15 protein-coding genes and 2 riboswitches are annotated in these 19,897 nt (G+C 37.1%); of the genes, 7 read left to right on the top strand and 8 right to left on the bottom strand.

What is annotated here, in order from left to right; all coding sequences use genetic code 11:
- Positions 1-51 precede the first annotated feature (51 nt).
- Positions 52-1,215 (bottom strand): PLP-dependent aminotransferase family protein, encoded by a 1,164-nt coding sequence (locus AB9L17_RS14965; protein WP_068984721.1) that lies wholly within the window; start codon positions 1,213-1,215, stop codon positions 52-54.
- Between the two features lie 128 nt (positions 1,216-1,343).
- Here AB9L17_RS14965 and AB9L17_RS14960 point away from each other — a divergent pair, with 128 nt between their 5' ends.
- From AB9L17_RS14960 to AB9L17_RS14950, 3 genes are all read left to right on the top strand, one after another.
- Positions 1,344-2,741 (top strand): PLP-dependent aminotransferase family protein, encoded by a 1,398-nt coding sequence (locus tag AB9L17_RS14960; protein WP_223553347.1) that lies wholly within the window; start codon positions 1,344-1,346, stop codon positions 2,739-2,741.
- A gap of 296 nt (positions 2,742-3,037) precedes the next feature.
- A complete protein-coding gene (locus AB9L17_RS14955) occupies positions 3,038-3,952 on the top strand; it encodes a DNA/RNA non-specific endonuclease (protein WP_375199346.1) in 915 nt (304 codons plus the stop codon).
- A gap of 774 nt (positions 3,953-4,726) precedes the next feature.
- On the top strand, positions 4,727-5,965 hold the full coding sequence (locus AB9L17_RS14950; protein ID WP_068984718.1) for a DNA polymerase IV: 1,239 nt from the start codon (positions 4,727-4,729) through the stop codon (positions 5,963-5,965).
- A gap of 234 nt (positions 5,966-6,199) precedes the next feature.
- Here the strand turns inward: AB9L17_RS14950 and AB9L17_RS14945 are convergent, their stop codons facing one another.
- The gene (locus tag AB9L17_RS14945; RefSeq protein ID WP_375199345.1) at positions 6,200-8,293 is read right to left on the bottom strand and encodes a hypothetical protein; all 2,094 of its coding nucleotides are present in this window, start codon (positions 8,291-8,293) and stop codon (positions 6,200-6,202) included.
- 212 nt (positions 8,294-8,505) lie between these two features.
- Between AB9L17_RS14945 and AB9L17_RS14940 the strand changes: the two genes are divergently transcribed.
- A complete protein-coding gene (locus AB9L17_RS14940) occupies positions 8,506-8,775 on the top strand; it encodes an alpha/beta fold hydrolase (RefSeq protein WP_375199344.1) in 270 nt (89 codons plus the stop codon).
- A 141-nt stretch (positions 8,776-8,916) separates the two neighbouring features.
- On the opposite strand, the gene AB9L17_RS14935 is transcribed toward AB9L17_RS14940, so the two are convergent.
- Positions 8,917-9,459, bottom strand: a complete 543-nt coding sequence (locus AB9L17_RS14935) for a DUF402 domain-containing protein (RefSeq protein ID WP_068984716.1) — start codon at positions 9,457-9,459, stop codon at positions 8,917-8,919.
- Positions 9,460-9,761: 302 nt separating this feature from the next.
- Here AB9L17_RS14935 and AB9L17_RS14930 point away from each other — a divergent pair, with 302 nt between their 5' ends.
- Positions 9,762-10,202, top strand: a complete 441-nt coding sequence (locus tag AB9L17_RS14930; RefSeq protein WP_068984715.1) for a GNAT family N-acetyltransferase — start codon at positions 9,762-9,764, stop codon at positions 10,200-10,202.
- Positions 10,203-10,321: 119 nt separating this feature from the next.
- Here AB9L17_RS14930 and AB9L17_RS14925 read toward each other — a convergent pair whose 3' ends face one another.
- From AB9L17_RS14925 to AB9L17_RS14905, 5 genes are all read right to left on the bottom strand, one after another.
- Positions 10,322-13,819, bottom strand: a complete 3,498-nt coding sequence (locus AB9L17_RS14925) for a S8 family peptidase (RefSeq protein ID WP_375199343.1) — start codon at positions 13,817-13,819, stop codon at positions 10,322-10,324.
- Between the two features lie 397 nt (positions 13,820-14,216).
- Entirely contained in the window at positions 14,217-15,053 is an 837-nt protein-coding gene (locus AB9L17_RS14920; protein ID WP_068984713.1) for an energy-coupling factor ABC transporter ATP-binding protein, read from the bottom strand.
- Positions 15,053-15,823 (bottom strand): cobalt ECF transporter T component CbiQ, encoded by a 771-nt coding sequence (cbiQ, locus tag AB9L17_RS14915; protein ID WP_223553339.1) that lies wholly within the window; start codon positions 15,821-15,823, stop codon positions 15,053-15,055. Before cbiQ ends, AB9L17_RS14920 begins: the two co-directional genes overlap by 1 nt.
- 5 nt (positions 15,824-15,828) lie before the next feature.
- Positions 15,829-16,101 carry an energy-coupling factor ABC transporter substrate-binding protein gene (locus tag AB9L17_RS14910; protein WP_068984711.1) on the bottom strand — a complete coding sequence of 91 codons (273 nt, stop codon included), beginning with the start codon at positions 16,099-16,101 and terminating at the stop codon, positions 15,829-15,831.
- A gap of 1 nt (position 16,102) precedes the next feature.
- Positions 16,103-16,849 carry an energy-coupling factor ABC transporter permease gene (locus AB9L17_RS14905; RefSeq protein WP_223553337.1) on the bottom strand — a complete coding sequence of 249 codons (747 nt, stop codon included), beginning with the start codon at positions 16,847-16,849 and terminating at the stop codon, positions 16,103-16,105.
- Between the two features lie 258 nt (positions 16,850-17,107).
- Positions 17,108-17,293, bottom strand: a riboswitch (cobalamin riboswitch).
- A 225-nt stretch (positions 17,294-17,518) separates the two neighbouring features.
- Positions 17,519-17,702, top strand: a riboswitch (cobalamin riboswitch).
- A 142-nt stretch (positions 17,703-17,844) separates the two neighbouring features.
- Here AB9L17_RS14905 and AB9L17_RS14900 point away from each other — a divergent pair.
- Both AB9L17_RS14900 and cobJ read left to right on the top strand, forming a co-directional pair.
- Positions 17,845-18,216 carry a (2Fe-2S) ferredoxin domain-containing protein gene (locus AB9L17_RS14900; RefSeq protein ID WP_068984709.1) on the top strand — a complete coding sequence of 124 codons (372 nt, stop codon included), beginning with the start codon at positions 17,845-17,847 and terminating at the stop codon, positions 18,214-18,216.
- A gap of 4 nt (positions 18,217-18,220) precedes the next feature.
- Positions 18,221-19,894 (top strand): precorrin-3B C(17)-methyltransferase, encoded by a 1,674-nt coding sequence (cobJ, locus tag AB9L17_RS14895; RefSeq protein WP_375199342.1) that lies wholly within the window; start codon positions 18,221-18,223, stop codon positions 19,892-19,894.
- The last annotated feature ends 3 nt before the right edge of the window (positions 19,895-19,897 follow it).

Genomic DNA, 19,897 nt, shown 5'->3' with positions numbered 1-19,897 from the left:
GAAAACCGTACAAGCGTTCAAAAGCGCTCATACGGTTTTCTCTTGCTTTGATTATAAAATACTACCTAAACGTTTAATACCTTCACGGATCACTTCTGGTGTTGCATTTGTATAGTTTAGTCGCATTGTATTCACATTCGTTTTCGAAGTGTAGAATGGGTCGCCAGGTACGAAAGCAACTTTTTGCTCCATTGCTTTATGGAAAATATCTAAGGATGATGCTCCATTGTTCATTGTAGCCCAAATGAACATTCCACCTTCAGGTCGTGTGTAGTCCACATGTGCAGGGAAGAACTCTTCCATCGCATCTAGCATTGCCTGTGCTTGATTTTGATATAATGCTTTAATTTTTTGGACATGCTCCGTATAGTCATTGTTTGCTAAATAATCATAAATGACATATTGAGAGAAAATATTTGTGTGTAGGTCAGTTGCTTGCTTGGCTGTTTCAATATGCTGCATTAATTCTTTATTTTTTGTAATGATAAAGCCAAGACGCATTCCTGGTGTGACTGTTTTAGAGAAAGAACCTAGCAAAATACTATTTTCTAATTTACCAGCACCAATGTATGGTAGTGGCTCACCTTCGAAGCGTAATTCTCCATATGGGTCATCCTCGATTAACGCTACATCGTATTTTGAAATGATTTCGTAAATTTGCTGACGTTTTTCTTTAGAATACGTTAGTCCTGTTGGGTTTTGGAAGTTTGGTACTGTATAAATGAATTTTACATTTGGTTGCTGAAGGGCTTTCTCTAATTCTTCTAAGTTTAAGCCATCATTTTCGAGAGTTACTCCATAAAATGTAGGTTCACTTAATGTGAAGGCTTGAATGGCACCTAAATAACCAGGTTCTTCAATAATAATGCCATCACCTTTGTTAATTAGTACTTTCCCAATTAATTCAAGAGCCTGTTGTGAGCCTGTAGTAATAAATACATCGTCAGCATGGATGTCTAGTCCGTGTACACGTTGATATTTTGCAGCGATGTATTCACGTAAAGGCGCATAACCCTGCGTAGATGAATATTGGAATAGACGACTGCCATTTTCAGCAATGGCATGGTTCGCAGATGCCTGTAACGCATCAATCGGGAACGAGATTGGGTTAGGAAGACCCCCTGCAAAGGAAATGACATCCTCTGCATCAGTTACTTTCAAAATATTTCGGATGAATGAAGATGGGGTTTTTAAAATTCTTTCTGAAAATTGCATAATGTATCGGTCCTTTTTTCTGATTTTTTAAAAATTATATCATTGTAATCATTTGCATACAATATTATCATTGTATGCAAGACAATTAAATATTGTATGCAATCAAAGAGAAAGAAGGGGCTGTGCTAATGCCAGTAAATTCGTTTGAAGAATATCCGATGAGTTGGAAGCCCGATATAAGCAATATTTCGGCTCCGTTATATATAGCAATTGCCGAACAGCTTGAACAAGATATAAAGAATGGAAAATTATCGCCAGGAACTAAGCTTCCTCCACAGCGGGAATTAGCTGACTTTTTAGACGTTAATTTAAGCACGATCACAAGGGCGTTTAAGCTTTGTGGACAGAAGGGGCTTATTTATGCCTCGATTGGAAGCGGAACATTCGTTTCATCAGACGCCGCGACGAATAAAATTTTATTACCGACTAGTAATTCTTCTCATATGATTGAAATGGGGTCTGTATTACCAGAAAATCATGCAAATGAGGACATTACACGGTATATGAAAAAGATGATGAATGACCCGAATTTTAGCAAATTATTTCAATACGGACGACCTGAAGGTAATGCGTGGCAAACGGAGGCGGCAATGAAGCTTTTGGAAAAAGTCAACTATCAAACGGATCAACCTATATTGCTTGGAGCGGGGGGACAAAATGCCATTGTTGGAACATTAGCTGCTTTGTTTCAGCCAGGTGATCGAATTGGAACAGATCCCATTACATATGCAGGGATAAAAACAGCGGCAAATATGCTTGGTATCCAACTCGTAGCCATCCAACAAAGAAATGGAGAAATGACAAGAGAGGGGCTATTATACGCTTGTAAAAATGAGCATATTAAAGGTCTTTATGTTATTCCTGATTTTCATAACCCTACTACCCATACAATGTCGATGGAAACAAGAAAAATGATTGCGGTAGTTGCAAGGCAGACAGGCTTAATCGTCATAGAAGATGCGATATATAGTTTTCTGAAGGAGCAGCCATTTGCACCAATAGCTTCCTATGCACCAGAAAAGGTTATTTATATTGCTAGTATGTCAAAAACCATCTCGCCGGGCTTACGACTATCCTTTATTGTTACACCTTTAACGCTTCGGAAGAAAATAATGGAAACACTTTATAATATAAATATCTCAGTGTCTCCGATGATGGTGGAGTTAACAGCGAGGATGATTCATGATGGTGTTGCACAATCCATTTTAGAGAAACATCGATTGTATGCAAAACAACAAAATTCACTAGTCAATCAATATTTAGGGGATTATAACATTTTAGGGGAAGAAGAATGCATATTTAGATGGCTTATACTGCCTGAAAAATTTACTGGTGTGCAGTTTGAATTGCTTGCATCAAAAGCAGGTGTGCAAGTATATGCAGCTGAACGCTTTGCTGTGGGAAATGTGAAACCGATCAATGCGGTGCGTTTGGCCATCACTGCACCGGAAAATCAGCTTGAACAAGCACTAATTATATTGAAGGATCTACTTGAAAGTGATGGGGATTATTCATTTGTTGATTAGAATATGTTAGGACAAGTGATACTTTTTCAAAATGAAAGCTTTTCTTCAGTCAAAAAGTCAACATTTAATATTTAGAATTCTTTTTCATAACAAATGATGAATTAGTTATTTCGTAGCAGCTTGTGGAAGTCATATATGCTGCTCAGTGCAAATATATAAATAGAAACAAAAAAAATTAGGACATGCCCACCCTTTTGTTTTATTTTCTTGAGCAACATATTTCTGCTATATTTGCAATGTCCAAGAGGATCTAGTTGTTAGGTTTGATTTCTAGATAAGAAGGAGGTCGTTCAAAAATGGGTTTAAATAAAGGCTTTGATACTACCTTTTTAGGCGAAGAGTTTCCTATCCCATTTCCACGTTTACGTGAAGATATAGGCCAAGTAGCATTGGAAGGAGGTAAAGTTTATCCATTTACGCACTTTTCAATTGTGATGAATAAAGAGCGGAAATTTGCCATTTATGGAGCGAACAATACGGATAAAGAACGGGATATACAACTTAGAAGATGTAATAATTGGCATACTGACGATCGGATTGGAGAGGAAAACCAGGTAGGTGGATGGTTATATGAAGGAGGGCAAGCAGACTTGTGGGATAGAGGTCACCTTGTTAGAAGAGATGATGTAGGTTGGGGAGAAAGAGATGAAGCAAAGGACGGAGATTGTGATTCATTTTGCTTTGCAAATATTGCCCCTCAACATAAGGAGTTTCATCATACAAAATGGGGAGACATCGAAGGGTGGATTATTAATCAAACTAAGAGCAAAAATAAAAAATTCTCAATTTTCACTGGGCCGATCTTTACGGAAAATGACAGGGAGTACTGTGGATATCAAAAACCCTTAGGTTGCGGTATAAAGATACCGGCCGGATTTTGGAAAGTAGCTTTTTATATAGGGGTTGATGATAGGCTCCGTTCAGTCGCATTTAAAATATTACAGGATGATTATTGGAGACATAACGTAAAGGCGGAATTTCGTTCTTCGACAAAAAATCGCTTACTAGAGAAAATGGATGTACTAACACAATACCAAGTTCCTTTAACAACAATAACTGAAATTACAGGAATACAATTTGATGATTATCTATATGAGACAAATCCTTTATATTACCATGCTAACGCTATGACGGAAAGAGCCAATATTGCTACTCCGGAAGCATACATTATTCGAGATCAAACAGATTTAATATTAGATCGGTCCAAATGATATGCAGTGTTGGCTTTCTGGATTGCTTACATCCTAACACGTCACTTAGAGCATCTTTTGGCGACTACTTGTCACAATCTCCTCTGGTTGCCGTAATGCAAAAAAGCTGAGAGTTTTCATTTAATTGAATACTCTTAGCTTTTTAATTTTTACTATATGATTCAAAAATATCACTAGCAAGTCTTAGGATTAGACGCATTTCTTTTAGCAGATTTAATTGGAACAGCAAATATCGAGATAAGTTTTAATGTTACTGTGGTATTAAAATAAAGTTTGATAAGAAATCCTATTAGCTTTCATGTTAGTAGGATTTCTTTTAGTTTACTAACGAAGCGGAATCAAGAAAATGAAAAAAATTTGTTAATTTCAGTTGGTGCTAGCGAAAAATTATTTGCTTGTTCATTAAATGAAGCTACATTTGAAGTCGATGTACAACAAGAATGATCAATAAAACAAGTGATTGAATTAGTATATCCGCCTACTTTGAAATGGAATAAAGTGTCACAACAATGAATACTGCAAGCTTTAATGCTTCAACGGGAGAATACATTAAACCAAGTAGCTAACGGGGACAGTTTCCGATGAGAAAATAGGTGAGGAATGTCGCTTAGTGATAGCCAAAACATCCCTTTTGATGATAAAATAAGAACAAATATTCTTGTTTTACGGAGCGTAGAATTTTGCCTATCGTTTCGCATCTATCTAAACAAGAAATACACATCATTAAATCGATTTAGATGTTGCCGAAAATACGTTATTTATGGAGGGAATATTATGGCTAATAAATCAAGAATCATTCTCCATATTGATATGAATAGTTTTTATGCTTCAGTAGAACAGATTTATGACCCGAGTTTAAAAGGCAAGGCCATAGCTATAGCTGGGAATCCTAAAGAGCGTAGAGGTATTATAATTACTTGTAGTTATGAAGCAAGAGCAAGAGGTGTTTATACAACTATGAATGTCGGGGAGGCGCGGCGAAAGTGCCCAGAGCTAATTGTACTACCTCCTAATTTTGAACGATATAGAGCTGCGTCTAAGTCTTTTTTTAATTTGTTAAAAGAGTATAGCGAAATTCTTCAACCAGTTTCAATCGATGAAGGTTATTTGCAACTTCCTATAGTCGATGGCCAAAATGTATTGCAACACGTACAAAATATTCAAGATAGAATCTGGAACGAACTGCAACTCCCTTGTTCAATCGGCATTGCGCCAAATAAATTTTTGGCGAAAATGGCAAGTGACATGAAAAAGCCGATGGGTATTACAATACTCCGTAAGCGAGATGTACCAACAATACTATGGCCGATGAATGTAATTGAGATGCATGGGGTTGGCAAAAGTACAGCGGAGAAATTAGGTAATTTAGGTATTCAAACAATTGGAGAACTAGCTGTAGCTGATGAATATATATTAAAGCAAAACTTTGGCATCAATGGTCTACGTATGAAGCAAAAGGCAAATGGCGAAGATGACAGACCTGTTGATCCAGAAGCAATATACGATACAAAAAGTGTAGGGAATTCTACAACACTTTCTTTTGATACGACAGATAGAGATGAATTATATAAAGTAATCGCAACACTTTCTGAAAAAGTAGCGGAAAGATTAAAGGCTAAGAAACTTGCAGGGGTAACCGTAAGTATCATCATTCGTTCAGCAGACTGGGAAACATGTACACGGAGTAAGTCCATCAATAACGCGATTCATTCAAAAGAGGATATCATTGAGCAAGCGTGGTATTTATTTAATAAGCATTGGAGTGAAGAGCCTGTTCGATTACTAGGTGTTACCGTATCGAATGTCAGTGATATTAAAGAAACGACACAGCAGCTAACGTTATTTAACTTTGAAGAACATATAAAAGAAGAACCAATCATTAAACTCGTTGATCAAATGGAACAAAAGTTTGGAAAAGGAACGATCGTTAGAGGTTCAGATATTGCCAAACCAGTTGGGAAATATCATGCGAATACGAGTTTTAGTAAGGACTTTTGGGACGAACATAAGTAAAAGGAACGAGTAAAGAATTTAGTTTCTTAAGGAATACTATATAATCATGGCACCACTTACGTCTTATTAAGCTAACTAGTACTTGTTTAATTTCATAAAGAAATAGTTAGTTAAAATCAAAAGAAAACCGTCATTTCGATCAAGCTTTTTTCGAAATAACGGTTTTCAATTTGTAGTTTTCTATATCTTAATTGAATATCTTTGTCGATGAGTAATGTTTTAACTTAAATTATTTTAGCTGTTCGTAAAGTGTTCATTTTCCTTTTGTCCATAAATTTCGCTGCGATTTTTGATTTTTTGTAATACACTGTCTAGAACATTCCGTTCAGACAGCGTTTGATAAAGGACATTCTGTACCTCTGCGGCTTCCTTGTTTTCTGCTTGATTACTTAGAAATTCACTGTAGGTAACCATATATTGATGATAATCTATGTTGGAAAGTGTCTTAGCCGCTATTTGTTTGTGCGCAGTTAAAGCAGAAGTAAACTGTTTACGTGCCTCATCTGGTTGGGCAGGTATTATTTTGATTTTACCTCTTGTATCTGAGTCTTCTTTGAAGTCAAGGAATTGATAATCAAACGCCAACGGTTTAGCAAGGGCGATATGAGCATGAAGAGCAACAGCATGGTCACTAAGTTTTTCTGTTACCTCACGAAGGATATCGTTCCCTTTTTCAAAAAAACGGCTGCCGTCAAATGCAAGAATCCGGCCGACTTCTTCAGAGAAATAATCTTGAGCAAGGAATTCCTGATCGTATCCTGTAGGTGGTAAAACTCGTAGCCTTAAGTTGTTAGATACGATGTTATGGCCGTTTATTTGCAGGGCTACTTGAATGTTATAGAATCCTGGATCATCAATTAACCAGCCATTTTTCCCTACGGAAGCGAAAATGGTTTCATACAGTGATTCTCCAGGCATAATTACCTTGTTCTCTAGGTTCCTTAAAAATTGAACATAAGGTAGTAAGCGACGACCTTGTTTGCCATCTTTTTTAACCATTACAGACATTCCATATAAATCGGATAAAATATGTTTATTTATTATCTGAGGTTGATTTGAAGTATTCGTTAGTTTGATTTCTATAACGGTAGGTTCTAACCATTGGAATATAGGTGTTTTACGGTTAACTCTCAATTCAAGATTAAAAGAAGGGTGATCAGAAATGATCGGTTGTTCAAACCCATGATCAACAGCCCAGTCAGCATTACCCATTTGTACGAAGAGCTCAGGAGCGTGTCGCAAAAATAAAAGCTCTTGATCACTAAAACGATACTCAAAGTTTTTAAAGAACTCCTGTTGGTTGCCATCAAATTTGAAAGGATAATTCATAAAGCTTAGAGCCTTAGGTTCTGGGGTAAGAGGGCGCTCCAACGGTTCCCAAGGATGACCTAGGTGTTTTTGCCAAGAGTGCAGGAGATTGAAAGCATGTCCCATCTCATGGCAAGTACACCAAAAACGATATCGCTGTACCCAAGCTTCTGGGGAGGGGTCACCTTTAGGTGGATCGGAAATAAATGAATTATTAAAAATGGCTGTTCCTTGACGATGGTTCGGACCAATGCTATCAAACATAATACCGCCCAGACCATGGCCTTCTTCAGCTTCCGAATTTGCAAAGAATGTCCACATGGACCATTGGGGCTTATTATCAAAGTGTGACCAATATACTTGCATGGCATCATGCATCTCTTGAGTGTTCCACTTTTTATCAGTCCCTGTATAGTCTTTGGAAACAATATTATTACCTTCTGATATTTTTACATCAAATCCAGTGCGTTTAAAAACTTCTGAAATTGACAAAGTTTCATCCGGCAAAGATGTAGGCTTGTCTGGATGGGCATGTGTTTGATAGGTTATGAATGGCGTTGTACCTTCTTCAGCATCAAATTCAAATTCTACAGGGTGGAAGTGAGGAGATTGAAACTGGAAAGTGCTAGTTCTGTCTGTCTCCCCTCCGATAAGAAATATGACTTCTGCAGTATGTTGTTCAGGGATTGAACCGCGTGTTACCTGTATTTTTACATTTGTATAAGGAAATGATTGTATTTCGTCTAGGTATTTATTTCGAATATTGCCTGTCCAAGTATTTGTACCATTAGCTGTTAACTTGGCAATCCAATGAATAGTAGAAGACGTGTTTGAAATAATAGTTCCGCTTGCTACCATTTGTGGGTAGTATCCGTCTACGTCAAGGCGAAGTTCCTCATGGATTAGCTGTTCACTCCATGCATATAAGCCACTAATTGGTGCGAGGGGAAATTCTCCTAAACTGGAAGGGTTAATGGCTTTTAATAATTCTTTTGGTTCATTCGTTTTGTTTTGATCCATCTGTATTACCTCCATGTTTATTATTTTTTTGTCTTTCTTCCTCAATCCCAAGAGCCACAATGCTTCATTAAAAATGCAAAATGTTTTTCAAGTATTATATATGCAGCAGTAACTATAAATATGACACTAAAAATAGTAAAATAAATACAGTGTATAAAATGAAAGAATAATCTGATTATTTCCCGAGAAATACAACAACGAAGAAAGAAGGGGTGGTGAAATTATCTTTTCCGCTGATAAAAAATAAATCATTCGCGAAGCTTCAAGCTCAATGCGGTATTTTAGTAACGGTTGGTGAAAAAGAGAAGGGCAACATGAAAAAATCAGCCGCCCATCTTGTCAATAGCAATCCAAATTGTAAAGGTGTTGTGTTATCTAACATCGGCCACGGTGTCTCACTAGCAAACCCCGAGTTCTTTAACTGTTTTGTAGAAGAGTGGATAAAGGCTGACAAATTACCAGATGGCAAGGTGATCAATTAGTGCTAGATAGTCAATTTGAAAGAGTGTTCTAAAAGTTACATATAATGTGCTCGTAAAACTTAATAAGCTGCCAATACATATAAACTCCATTTTGAATAAAGATGACTTCGAAATGGAGTTTTGTAAGGAGAAGAACCAAAGTTAATTTATTTTATTTACTAATATTTCCTTATGCTGCTTAGAAAGATTAACCAATTTAAATTCACCTTTACTTATATCTCTTTTTATACTGTTTAGTTCGTTCCATGCCAATTCATAAAGAGATTTATCAATGATACCAGCTACATAAGCTTCTTCTAATTCATCAGCATCTTTTTCAATCAGCTCTCCTGACGGCAACAAAATGAGGTCTAAAAATAAATCATCCATCCAAGGCACATTATTTTCGATTGAGTTTTTATTGCAAATATCAATATACCATTGAATTATTTCTCCGTTAGCATCAAACATTGTTGTTACTGCATGGTTTTTCTCAAGAGGAAATTGTTGCAACCATATATAGCCATTATCGACAATACATAATCTTTTCTCTCCATAATTCACGGAAAGGGGTTCTGTCACTTTTACTGTTTTTAATAAAGTGATATAACCCTTAAAATCTTTAGAATCAAGGTATGACTGGCCATATTTTCTTTCTATAACTCGTTGCCATTGTGAACGGTCTCCAAACTTTCTTTTTAGCATACGAATCCTCCAAACTCATTTAAAATAATAAGGATACAAAACTTTAAATACATTAAAAAATCTTTCTTAAAGAAGGAACCTGCTAATACATACGGGCACCTCAAAGCATTCGCAATAGGTGGAATAGAACCTGAAGACATATTGAGCAAATTGTTTCCGAAGTTTTAGATGAAAAGCTGTGCTAAAGTATCTCCTTGCTAGAATAGGATGGATATTCTTTTGTTTATTCCATTTTTTCCTTTATAATGAAAACTAGATTCATAATTTTAGACGATCATGGGTAGACACAAGGGGAGAATAGGATGGAAATACTTCAAGCAACAATGAATGAGCTAGAGGAGCTAACAGTGCTTTTTGATGAATATCGCCAGTTTTATGGGATTGAGTCAGATGTAAGCAGTGCGAAGGCATTTTTACAATTACGAATGGCCTTAAAAGAATCCATTATTTTTGTAGTTGTAGAAAATGGAAATATAATTGGCTTTGCACAATTATATCCGACATTTTCGTCCATTGCATTACAGCGTGCATATATATTAAATGATATTTATGTAAAAGAAGAAGCTAGAGGCCAAGGGGTGGGCAAGGCATTGATGGAAAAGGTATTTCAATATTGTGAACAGCAATATGCTCGCTACGTGACGCTTCAAACGGCAACTGATAATGTTCATGCACGGAAGCTATATGAGAATCTTAATATGAAACAAGATCAATACTGTAATTATGTAAAGTATTTTAGCTAAAAAGAGGTATCTCATCCATCACGGATGAGATGCTTTTTTAGTATTCGCCTAACATGGATGAAATCGATAATGATAAAGAAATCCCCTAGATTTCATTATCTAGGGGACAATCCTTCAACTTATTTTATTTCAAGTGTATATGGTTGTGTACTTGCTTTGCCGTCAGCTTCACTTACTTCAATAAAGTATGTTCCTTCATCCAGTTCAACTGTACCTACTTCAGCATCTTCTGCGCCGTAAAGATCTAAGGTTTCTACTGTTTTTCCTTTTGCATCAATAATACGGATGACGCCATCTAGTGCTTTTTCTGTTTGTAGAGAGAAGAGCACATCGCGTTTGCGGTCATTATTAAATTCGAAATAGTCTTTATCTCCAAATGGAACACCTGCATTTAGATAGTGCGTCGCTACCCATTTGTCGTCTTTTTTCGTAAGTGTAGATGGTTTTGTTGGTATACCATTCACTACCTTGGAATCTGCATCTTCATCTACTTTTGTATGATCAAACAACGTTAATGTATATGGTTGAGTTGATACTTGTCCAAGTTTCATTCCGTTAACAACAATAAAATAACCGCGATCCTTTTTCGCTTTGAAAGAAGTATTTACATCTGATGTCCCTGAAATACCAAGTAGTAATTCAAAGATATTATCAGGTTGTCCAAAAGTAATTTCTGTTGCCATTTCTTGTGGATCAATTTGCATATTCCCATTTGTGTCTTCAATAATGGAACCTGTGAATTTTAAGTTATTTTGAAGCTCTTTAGGTAATTTATCTAGCTGTTCATTTTTAAGTAGTTCAGAAGAAACAAGAAGACTCATGACTTCATCTTTGCCTTGTTGCTTGTAATAGTAGAAATCACTATCATCTTGATAAACTAGATAATCTTTATAGCTGTTACCAAGTTGAATCGTTTGAGCTGTTTTTTCTGTATTATTTTCTTTATTATAGCCTTCTGGAATAGCTGCCACTTTACTTGTTTTAAGTGTATATGGTTCAGAAGAACGGTCACCAAAATTACCTACTTTTACAACGTAGGTTTTGTCCTTTTTCAATGAAATTGTCTTTGCAACGTTTTCATCACTTGTTGATCCAAGGAATAGACCCATTAGCCCTAAATCATTTGTTAATGAAGAAACTGGTAATAATTCTTTTGTTTCTTCATCATATTCAAATACAGTACCAGCTGGCATTTGGTTCATACCTTTTTTAATGTTGAAACCATATATGCCATCTTCTTGGGCTTTAAATAAGAAGTAATCTTTATCATAATCTGATTGGAAGTATGCTTTTTGATCTTTACCAATATCAAAACGAATCGCATGCTTCATAATTGCATCCACGTCTTCTGGATTTTCCATAGCATCGGGATTCATGAACATATTCATTAAATCATCTATTTCATTGCGTTTTGTTATTTTAGATTCAGCTAAAGGTACAGAATCCATTTGTCCATTTTCTTCTGGCATTTCCTCAATTAATGGAAGTCCGTCTTCATCTTTAGGAAGGGTAACGGCTGCTCCTGTTAACGTGTAAGGAATAATTGATTCACTTACATTTTCTTTCGTATCAATGCCGCCGCTAAAGAACATTTCAAGCGAGAAGTCGTTTCCGTTTTCATTAGATACGCTTAGTACATACTCTTCTTCAGGCATAGCATCGACAATAAGGCTTACTCCGTCGCCTTTATCCATACCGTAGGATGCTTGGAGAGGATAGGCCTCTTCTGGTTCCTCAGTATCGACTTGTTCTTTTGCTACATTATCTAAGTCTTCTTTTAAATAAAGTTCCATAGATGCTGTAACACCTGGAATACCAGATAAATCAAATTTCAGTGTCGTTGGTTCTTTTACTGAAAATGTAAAATAATCTTTGTCACTTTTCTGATCTTTAGAAAGTAGGGTATAGTTTTTCCCTGCTGTATTGAATGGGAATTTTGCAATTTTCTCCATTTTGTCTATTTCTAATGAATCAACTGGTAATTCTTTAGTTGTTTGAGCTGTGAAGATGTAGTTAGATTTACCCTTTAAGTCGTAGCTGCCATTATGATCCTTTACGCCAACAAGAAGGGTTCCTTTTTGATCTGCTTTATATAGGTATCCTTCTTGCTTTCCAATACGAACATCATTCACGTTGATTGGTTCTGCTTTCCCATTTTGACCTTCAGGGTAGAAGTACAAATCAAATGCATAATCGTATTTATTTGCACCTTTTAGTGTCAGTTGTGCGTATTCATTTGCTTCTAAATCAACCTTGTACCATTTCTTTTCGTCTGGCTGCTTGAATTCACCTTTTTCTGTATTTAGTGTATTCTTTTTGAGGACTTTTGCGTTTTTCATACGCTCATCTGTTGTTTCCGAATACTGTTTAGGAAGATTTTTTAAATCAAACTGTAATGCTTTCACAGGGTTAACAAGGCCATGTCCATATGTCAAATCATAGTCCTTCTCACCTAAATCTTTTGCCGTCATTTCGAGAATAGCTTCTATTTCATGAGGCTTTAAATTTGGATATTTTGATTTTAATAGGGACGCCACACCTGCAACAACAGGAGAAGCCATCGATGTCCCACTAAATTTTACATAGGAAGATCCTTTTTTCTCATCATGAACTGTACTGTATACTTCTTCACCTGGAGCTACTAGGTCAACCGATGGGCCATAGTTTGAATAGCTTGATAGTTTGTTTCTATCATTCGTAGAACCTACGCTAATAACGCCTTCGTAAGAAGCAGGGAAGGAGTAATTATCTGTCGATTCATTACCAGCAGCCGCTACAACGGTAATTCCTTGATCAATCGCTTTCTGAACAGCATCTTTCATTAGTGGAGATTGTCCATACCCACCAAGACTCATGTTAATAACATCAGCGCCTTGCTCAATAGCGTAAAGGATACCTTGTGCAATGACGAAATCATTGGCTCCAGCTTTTCCGTTGAATACATCAATTGGAAGAATCTTGGCATTTGGATTAATCCCATGTCCTCCCACAGCATTATCTTTTGCCGCAGCAATAATTCCTGCTACGTGTGTTCCGTGATCACCAGTATTAGTAGTATTGGCAGGTGCTGCTGCATTATAAGGTGGAAGCACTTGAGATTTTAGATCTGGATGTTTAAAATCCACACCAGAATCGATAACCGCTACTTTTACTTCGTTATTGCCTGCTAATTCTAGGGCCTTATCAATTTCAAGTAAGTTTAAATGATACATATCATTTTTCTTTGGGTCTCCGCCATTGCCAAAGGAATGATACATGTAACTTGGGGAAACATTTTTAACCCCTTTTTGATTTGCATAATATGAAACTGCTTTTTCTAAAGTTACTCCTTTGTTAAGTTGGATAACATCGTAACCTAATGAAGGAATAGAGCGGATTACTTTTGCGCCAATTTTTTTATGGACATTCTTATCAAGACCAGAATGCTTGACGATAATTGTATCCTTACTAATCCATTCTTTGTGATTCTTTTCTGCTTGTTTCTGATTGCTAGCTACTTTCACTGACTCTGGGTTCTTCTCTGCTTTTTGCGGTGCTTCAGCAAAGGCAGAAGCAGTAGGGACCATTAGTGCAGCAGATGCTACTATAGCAAATGATTTCTTTTTCCAGTTCTTCAACTGTATTACCTCCTTGAGTGTTTAATATAAGTCACATCTATACTAATACGGATGAATGATAGAAAAGTTTCGTAAATAAGGTGTTATTTTTCCAAAAGTACCAATCTATATTTTTCCTTTATGTAAAATCTATGGATCATCACCATAACGTGTGGTTGATTTCCGTTCCGACTGAGGACGTGGCGTTCTTAGACTGAGTTCCTCTATTTCAGTAAATGATTAGAATATATTAACAATTAACCACATCCGTATTTATCTCACAACCTTCAGAGGTGGGAGTCTTCTACTGAATGAAGATAAAAGGCATACGTCTTAATAAATGTCATCCACAACTTTTGGTGATGAGCCTAAAAACACAACTATAGTCCAAGAAATGTTACATCCTTAAAACATCGTCTTAAAGCTGCTCAATAAGTCTTTGTAAATCTTCCTTCGAACGAGGCATTGTAATGTTTTTGTCAAATAGTTTCTTATTTTGCAAGGCAATCGCCATTTCAAAGACCCATGGGCGTTCGAGATGGGCCCGTTCAAGCAATTGCTCTTGAAAGAACAACTCAACAGGGTCCCCATTATAAATGATTTTTCCAGCTTCCATCACGATTATTTGGTCTGCCCATTCATAAGCTAATGGGATATCATGCGTTGCCAGTAAAATAGTCCGTTCACCATTCTCTAATTTAGCTAAATACTGTAAAACTTGTGCAGCATAATAATTATCAAGTCCAGCAGTTGGTTCATCTAATAATAAAACAGATGGTTCCATCGCTAGTACTCCAGCCATTGCAACACGTTTTTTCTGGCCAACACTTAAAAAATGGATCGGTTTATCGAGTAATGATTCAACTTCAGTTTGAGCAACAGCCCATGCAATTTTCTCTTCAATTTTTTCTGTTGTCCAACCAAGGTTTAAAGGTCCAAACGCAATATCTTGCATAACAGTACCTGAAAAAAGCTGGTTGTCTGCATCCTGAAAAACAATACCAACCTGTTGGCGCAATTCTTTTAATGCTTTTCTATTATAGTTAAGTTCTTCGCCACAAAAGGATATACTTCCAGTGGTAGGCTTTAAAATGCCATTTAAATGCTGAAATAAAGTCGATTTCCCAGCTCCATTATGACCAAGTAAAGCGATTTTTTTTCCCTTTGGAATTTGGAGTGTCATATCTGTCAAAGCATGGGTTCCATCTGCATAAGCGTAGGATAATTGTTTTAGTTCAAAGTATAAATCTGTCATCAGAAAAAACCTCCATAAATGATAAGGGAAATAAAAATAACAGCCATACCTAGCCAGTTTTTCATGCAATAGGTACAATTCTCCTGCCAATAGACAGTTTCTCCACCGCGTGCTTGCATTGCATTGTTTAGTTCACGACTTCGCTGGAACATCTCGGCAAATAAAGCTGCAATTAGCATTGAAATTGAGCGTAGCCATTGCATAGGGGAGCGGTAACCTAATCGAGCCTGCTGGGCAAGATGGATTTTTTGCATACTGTCTAAAAAAATAAAAATAAATCGATACGTTAGTTCCACTAACTCTACAAATAAAGTGGGAAGTCGCCATAGTCGTAGAACATAGCAGATCGATTGTACTGATGTTGTAAGAATTAAAAAATACAAACAGCTAATGCTACCAAGGACGATGAAAAAAAGCTGCTGGGCTGTTTCTATACTCGCGCGCCCTACAAAAATTGTCCAACCATTAATAGAAAATGACCAAATATGGGTAGGAAGCGTGCTTGTTGATGGGGCTATAGAAATTAATATGGATACTAAACTAGAAAGTAAAAAAAATCCCGGTAGTAATAGAAGTTTTGCATAATATTTAACTGGGATTTTTGCGCTTAAAATGGTAAAAGCACTCATTACAATAAATGTAATGAGTGAAATTCGTTCATCTCTCATGATAAGCGACAATAATAGTAGTCCTAAGGATAACGTCATTTTTTCTAGCGGATGAACAGACGCTAGCTTATTCAAATAAGCATACTTATCAATGAGTAACATATCGTTTAACCTTCTTTATGTTTGCCGCGCATAAAGCCGATGAAATAGCCGATAAATCCAGCGCCGATAGCAGCTTGTAGAGCGAATAATAAGCTTTCAATTTCACCACTTGGTGGCTCCCAAATGCTTTCAAACCATGGTTCGTAGTCAGCGTTAATTTCACCAATTGCTGCTTCCGCTTGGCCATCAGCACCCTCAAATTCTGCACCCTTTTGGATAAATAGAGGAATGATAGCTAGAAACACAACAATTGCCAAGAGCAGTAAATTTTTTTTCATTTTAGTGTGCCTCCTTAGCTGAGAAAACACGTAATGCTTTTAGTTCGCTCACATTATATTTTTTCAAGAAATTCATAACAATCACTGTTAAAATTCCTTCACTAACCGCGAGCGGAATTTGTGTTAATGCAAAAATACCAGCAAATTTTGTGAATGATGCCATAAATCCTCCTACTTCAGAAGGGAAGGCAAGAGCTAATTGTACAGATGTAACAACATATGTACCTAAGTCACCAAGCATTGCTGCTAAAAAGACAGCTACTGAAAATGATAGCCCCATTTTTTGTGCGCCTTTAAATACAGAGTAAGCAATAATAGGACCAACAATTGCCATAGAAAATGTATTTGCCCCTAATGTTGTAAGCCCGCCATGTGCTAAAAGTAAAGATTGGAATAATAAAACGATTGTCCCAATCACACTCATGGCTAGTGGCCCAAAAAGAACAGTCCCAAGTCCAACTCCTGTCGGATGCGAGCAGCTCCCCGTTACAGAAGGGATTTTTAAGGCTGATAATACAAAGGCGAAGGCACCGGATAAACCTAGTATCATTTTTGTTTCAGGATTTTCATCAATGGTTTTACGAATAGAGCGTAATCCTAAAATAATAAATGGAATCGATAAGACCCACCAAAAAATCGCCCATTCAATCGGCAAAAAGCCCTCCATGATATGCATAGCAAATGCACGATTTGGCACAAGTAAAAATGCCAACAAGAAATAACTAAGCTTCCAATGTGAGAATTTCAAAATCTCTCCTCCTAACATTATATTTTTCGAATGTAGCGTGCGAACGAAATCAATTTCGCCTTGGCGTAATTGCGTCCGGAGGCTTTATTTCCATTCAGGAGGTGTTTTGGTTATATCTGTAAACATCTACCACCATAAGATGGGGTCTCTTCTGAATGAAAATAAAAAGCACTTCTCCGACTTTGGAAAAGTGCATAGCTAAAAGAGGCAAATAAAATTTTAATCTGCTAAGCCGCACACCTATCCTCGTAGGTTGAAACGATCACATATTTTTCGGCAGGTCTCCTGGCTTTAGTTCAACGTTTTATAGGCCTTCCCATCCTTTGGACAGTGACATGATCTATAAAACTCCCTAGTACAGTGGCGGGACCGCGCCGGACTTGAACCGGCTTCCCTTTTAAGCGAAATGGTATACACTTCGCACCGAAAAAGTATGAAGTTGTGAGATTTCACGACAAAGTGTAACATGAATTTCCACATATATGCCATACTTTTTATAAAAATTTTAGAATTAAAGGTCAATGTCGAAAATTCAGATAAATACAGATAGAAATTTCGCGTTTTCTCTGAATTTTTAATAAAAATGTCACAATTTGAGAAAGAAATATTGAAATTTTTAAAAATTAAGATATGATAGAGACAGTTTTCTATTACATAAAAGATACAATTTCATATAAAACATCAATAAGTGCTTGAATATTTTCGAGATAATAGGGAAATCGGTGAAAATCCGATACAGCCCCCGCTACTGTAATAGCTGATGAAATCGCAAATGCCACTAGTGAAAACTTAGGAAGGCGCGAAAGTAAAAGGAAGCTTAAGTCAGGAAACCTGCTTATTGTGATAAATGCATGCAAACTTTTCGGAGGGAGAAGTTGAAGCGAGAGCGAGTACCTGTATATATTCGTTTTAATTTGGCTTCTACAAAACCTTTATTCTTCGTCTAGAGTAAAGGTTTTTTCTTTTTCCTAAAAGCAAATGAGGGGAGAACAACAATGACAACTTGGAATTTAGAGGGGATGAAAACGCATCTTTTTATTTGCAATGGCAGTAGCTGTATGAAAAAAGATGCAGAGGAAATTACACAGGCAATCCGTGATGAAATACAAATGCAAGCGCTTGATCAGGACATACATACGACTAGGACACGCTGTAATGGTAGATGTAAGGATGCATGTGTTGTTATCGCTTATCCTCAGGGGAATTGGTACCGTGTGCCGACTACAGAGCATGCGCGGGCACTCGTACAAGATTTAAATCATGAAGTATTACAAAATGAGCATGTCTTTACACTGCGTGAAGGTTCGTTACAGCGTACAGCACAAACAACAGCCATTAAAGGCATTGAAAAGGTGAAAGAGGGGTAACAAAATGGCGCAAAAAGGAAAGATTTTCGTAGTTGGTTTTGGACCTGGGGATTTTAAACATATTACGACTCGTGCTGTTGAGGCACTTCAACAAAGTGATATGATCATAGGCTACAAAACATATGTTGAGCTTATTCAGGATTTAGTTAGTGCAAAGTCAATTGTTAGTACTGGTATGACAGAAGAAGTTTCACGTGCACAAGAAGCAGTACGCCAAGCAGAGGCAGGAAGTATCGTATCGGTTATATCGAGCGGTGATGCTGGCGTTTATGGCATGGCAGGCTTAGTATATGAAGTTTTAATTGAACTAGGCTGGACGGAAGCAACTGGTGTTGAGGTAGAGATTGTTCCTGGTATTTCTGCTATCAATTCATGTGCAAGTTTACTAGGTGCTCCGATTATGCATGACGCCTGTACGATTAGTTTAAGTGACCACTTAACACCTTGGAATTTAATTGCAAAGCGAGTAGAAGCAGCGGCAATGGCTGATTTCGTTATTGCTCTTTATAACCCAAAAAGTGGCCGTCGTACGAGACAAATCGTAGAAGCACAACGAATTTTATTAGAATATCGTTCTCCAGATACACCGGTAGGACTTGTGAAAAGTGCGTATCGTGAACGTCAGGAAATTACGATGACAACTTTAGCGGAAATGCTAGAACATGATATTGGCATGCTAACAACTGTTGTTATCGGGAATTCATCAACGTTTTTCTATGACAATAAAATGATTACGCCACGTGGTTATCAGCGTAAATATACACTTGGCGATGAAAAACAACCGTTACGACCACATCAACGTCTAAAAGAAGAAAATGAACCATGGGCAATGAATCAAGAAACAGGGATGGCTCGTAATGATTTTGCGACAGATCCCAATGCCAATCGTATTAAGCCCAGTTTAGCTATAACATCAGAACCAAAGCCTAAAAAAAAGTCATCACTTGAAATGGCGACATCAGCACTAGCAATGGTGAAGGGAACAAGTGCAGTGAGGGTAACACCGAAGCTTGTTCAACAGAAAATTGAATCCATTTTTGAATTAGCTGTGAGTCCAGGAGTAGCTAATAAGTTCTTTACTCCTCAACAAATGATGACGCTAGCAGAGGTAGTTGGTGAAGAAGGAACGATGGAGTATACACCAGACCATCAAATTCATCTGAAAATTCCGACGACTGATCCTGCAGTGATTACAGCAAAGCTTCGAGAAGTTGGCTTTTTACTAGCACCGATTGGTGACGTGCTATCGTTAAAGGCTTGTGATTTCTGCTATGGAGAAAAGACTGATTCGATTCCTTATGCAGAAGAGATTCAAGAAAAGCTTGGCGGTATGTCGTTACCGAAAACGTTGAATATAGGTTTTAACGGCTGTGGTATGGCATGTTATCGAGCGGTATTTGATGATATTGGTATTGTGTATCGCAAAAGTAAGTTTGATGTTTTTATTGGGGCTAAGCCAGTTGGTCGTACAGCACATGCCGCTCAGCCTGTTGTGGAGGGTTTAGAACCTGAGCAACTTATACCGCTGATCACAGATATTATCGAAGAGTATAAAGCAAATGCACATCCGAATGAACGTTTGTTTAAATACTTTAAGCGTGTGAAAAAGATACTTCATTTTACGTATCAGGATATGTCTTCAAAAATAAAAGTTGAGCCAGCTCCGTGCGGCGACTAGTGA

Origin of the sequence: Lysinibacillus sp. RS11 (assembly GCF_042019215.1) — a bacterium.
Taxonomy (GTDB): Bacteria; Bacillota; Bacilli; order Bacillales_A; family Planococcaceae; genus Lysinibacillus; species Lysinibacillus xylanilyticus_A.
The sequence above is the reverse complement of the archived record's forward strand: the minus strand, read 5'-3'. Positions and strand labels throughout refer to the sequence as shown.

Excerpts from the sequence above, each read along its gene's own strand:
- AB9L17_RS14965 (WP_068984721.1), bottom strand. The coding sequence starts at position 1,215 with ATGCAATTTTCAGAAAGAATTTTAAAAACCCCATCTTCATTCATCCGA.
- AB9L17_RS14960 (WP_223553347.1), top strand. The coding sequence starts at position 1,344 with ATGCCAGTAAATTCGTTTGAAGAATATCCGATGAGTTGGAAGCCCGAT.
- AB9L17_RS14955 (WP_375199346.1), top strand. The coding sequence starts at position 3,038 with ATGGGTTTAAATAAAGGCTTTGATACTACCTTTTTAGGCGAAGAGTTT.
- AB9L17_RS14950 (WP_068984718.1), top strand. The coding sequence starts at position 4,727 with ATGGCTAATAAATCAAGAATCATTCTCCATATTGATATGAATAGTTTT.
- AB9L17_RS14945 (WP_375199345.1), bottom strand. The coding sequence starts at position 8,293 with ATGGATCAAAACAAAACGAATGAACCAAAAGAATTATTAAAAGCCATT.
- AB9L17_RS14935 (WP_068984716.1), bottom strand. The coding sequence starts at position 9,459 with ATGCTAAAAAGAAAGTTTGGAGACCGTTCACAATGGCAACGAGTTATA.
- AB9L17_RS14930 (WP_068984715.1), top strand. The coding sequence starts at position 9,762 with ATGGAAATACTTCAAGCAACAATGAATGAGCTAGAGGAGCTAACAGTG.
- AB9L17_RS14920 (WP_068984713.1), bottom strand. The coding sequence starts at position 15,053 with ATGACAGATTTATACTTTGAACTAAAACAATTATCCTACGCTTATGCA.
- cbiQ (WP_223553339.1), bottom strand. The coding sequence starts at position 15,823 with ATGTTACTCATTGATAAGTATGCTTATTTGAATAAGCTAGCGTCTGTT.
- AB9L17_RS14910 (WP_068984711.1), bottom strand. The coding sequence starts at position 16,101 with ATGAAAAAAAATTTACTGCTCTTGGCAATTGTTGTGTTTCTAGCTATC.
- AB9L17_RS14900 (WP_068984709.1), top strand. The coding sequence starts at position 17,845 with ATGACAACTTGGAATTTAGAGGGGATGAAAACGCATCTTTTTATTTGC.
- cobJ (WP_375199342.1), top strand. The coding sequence starts at position 18,221 with ATGGCGCAAAAAGGAAAGATTTTCGTAGTTGGTTTTGGACCTGGGGAT.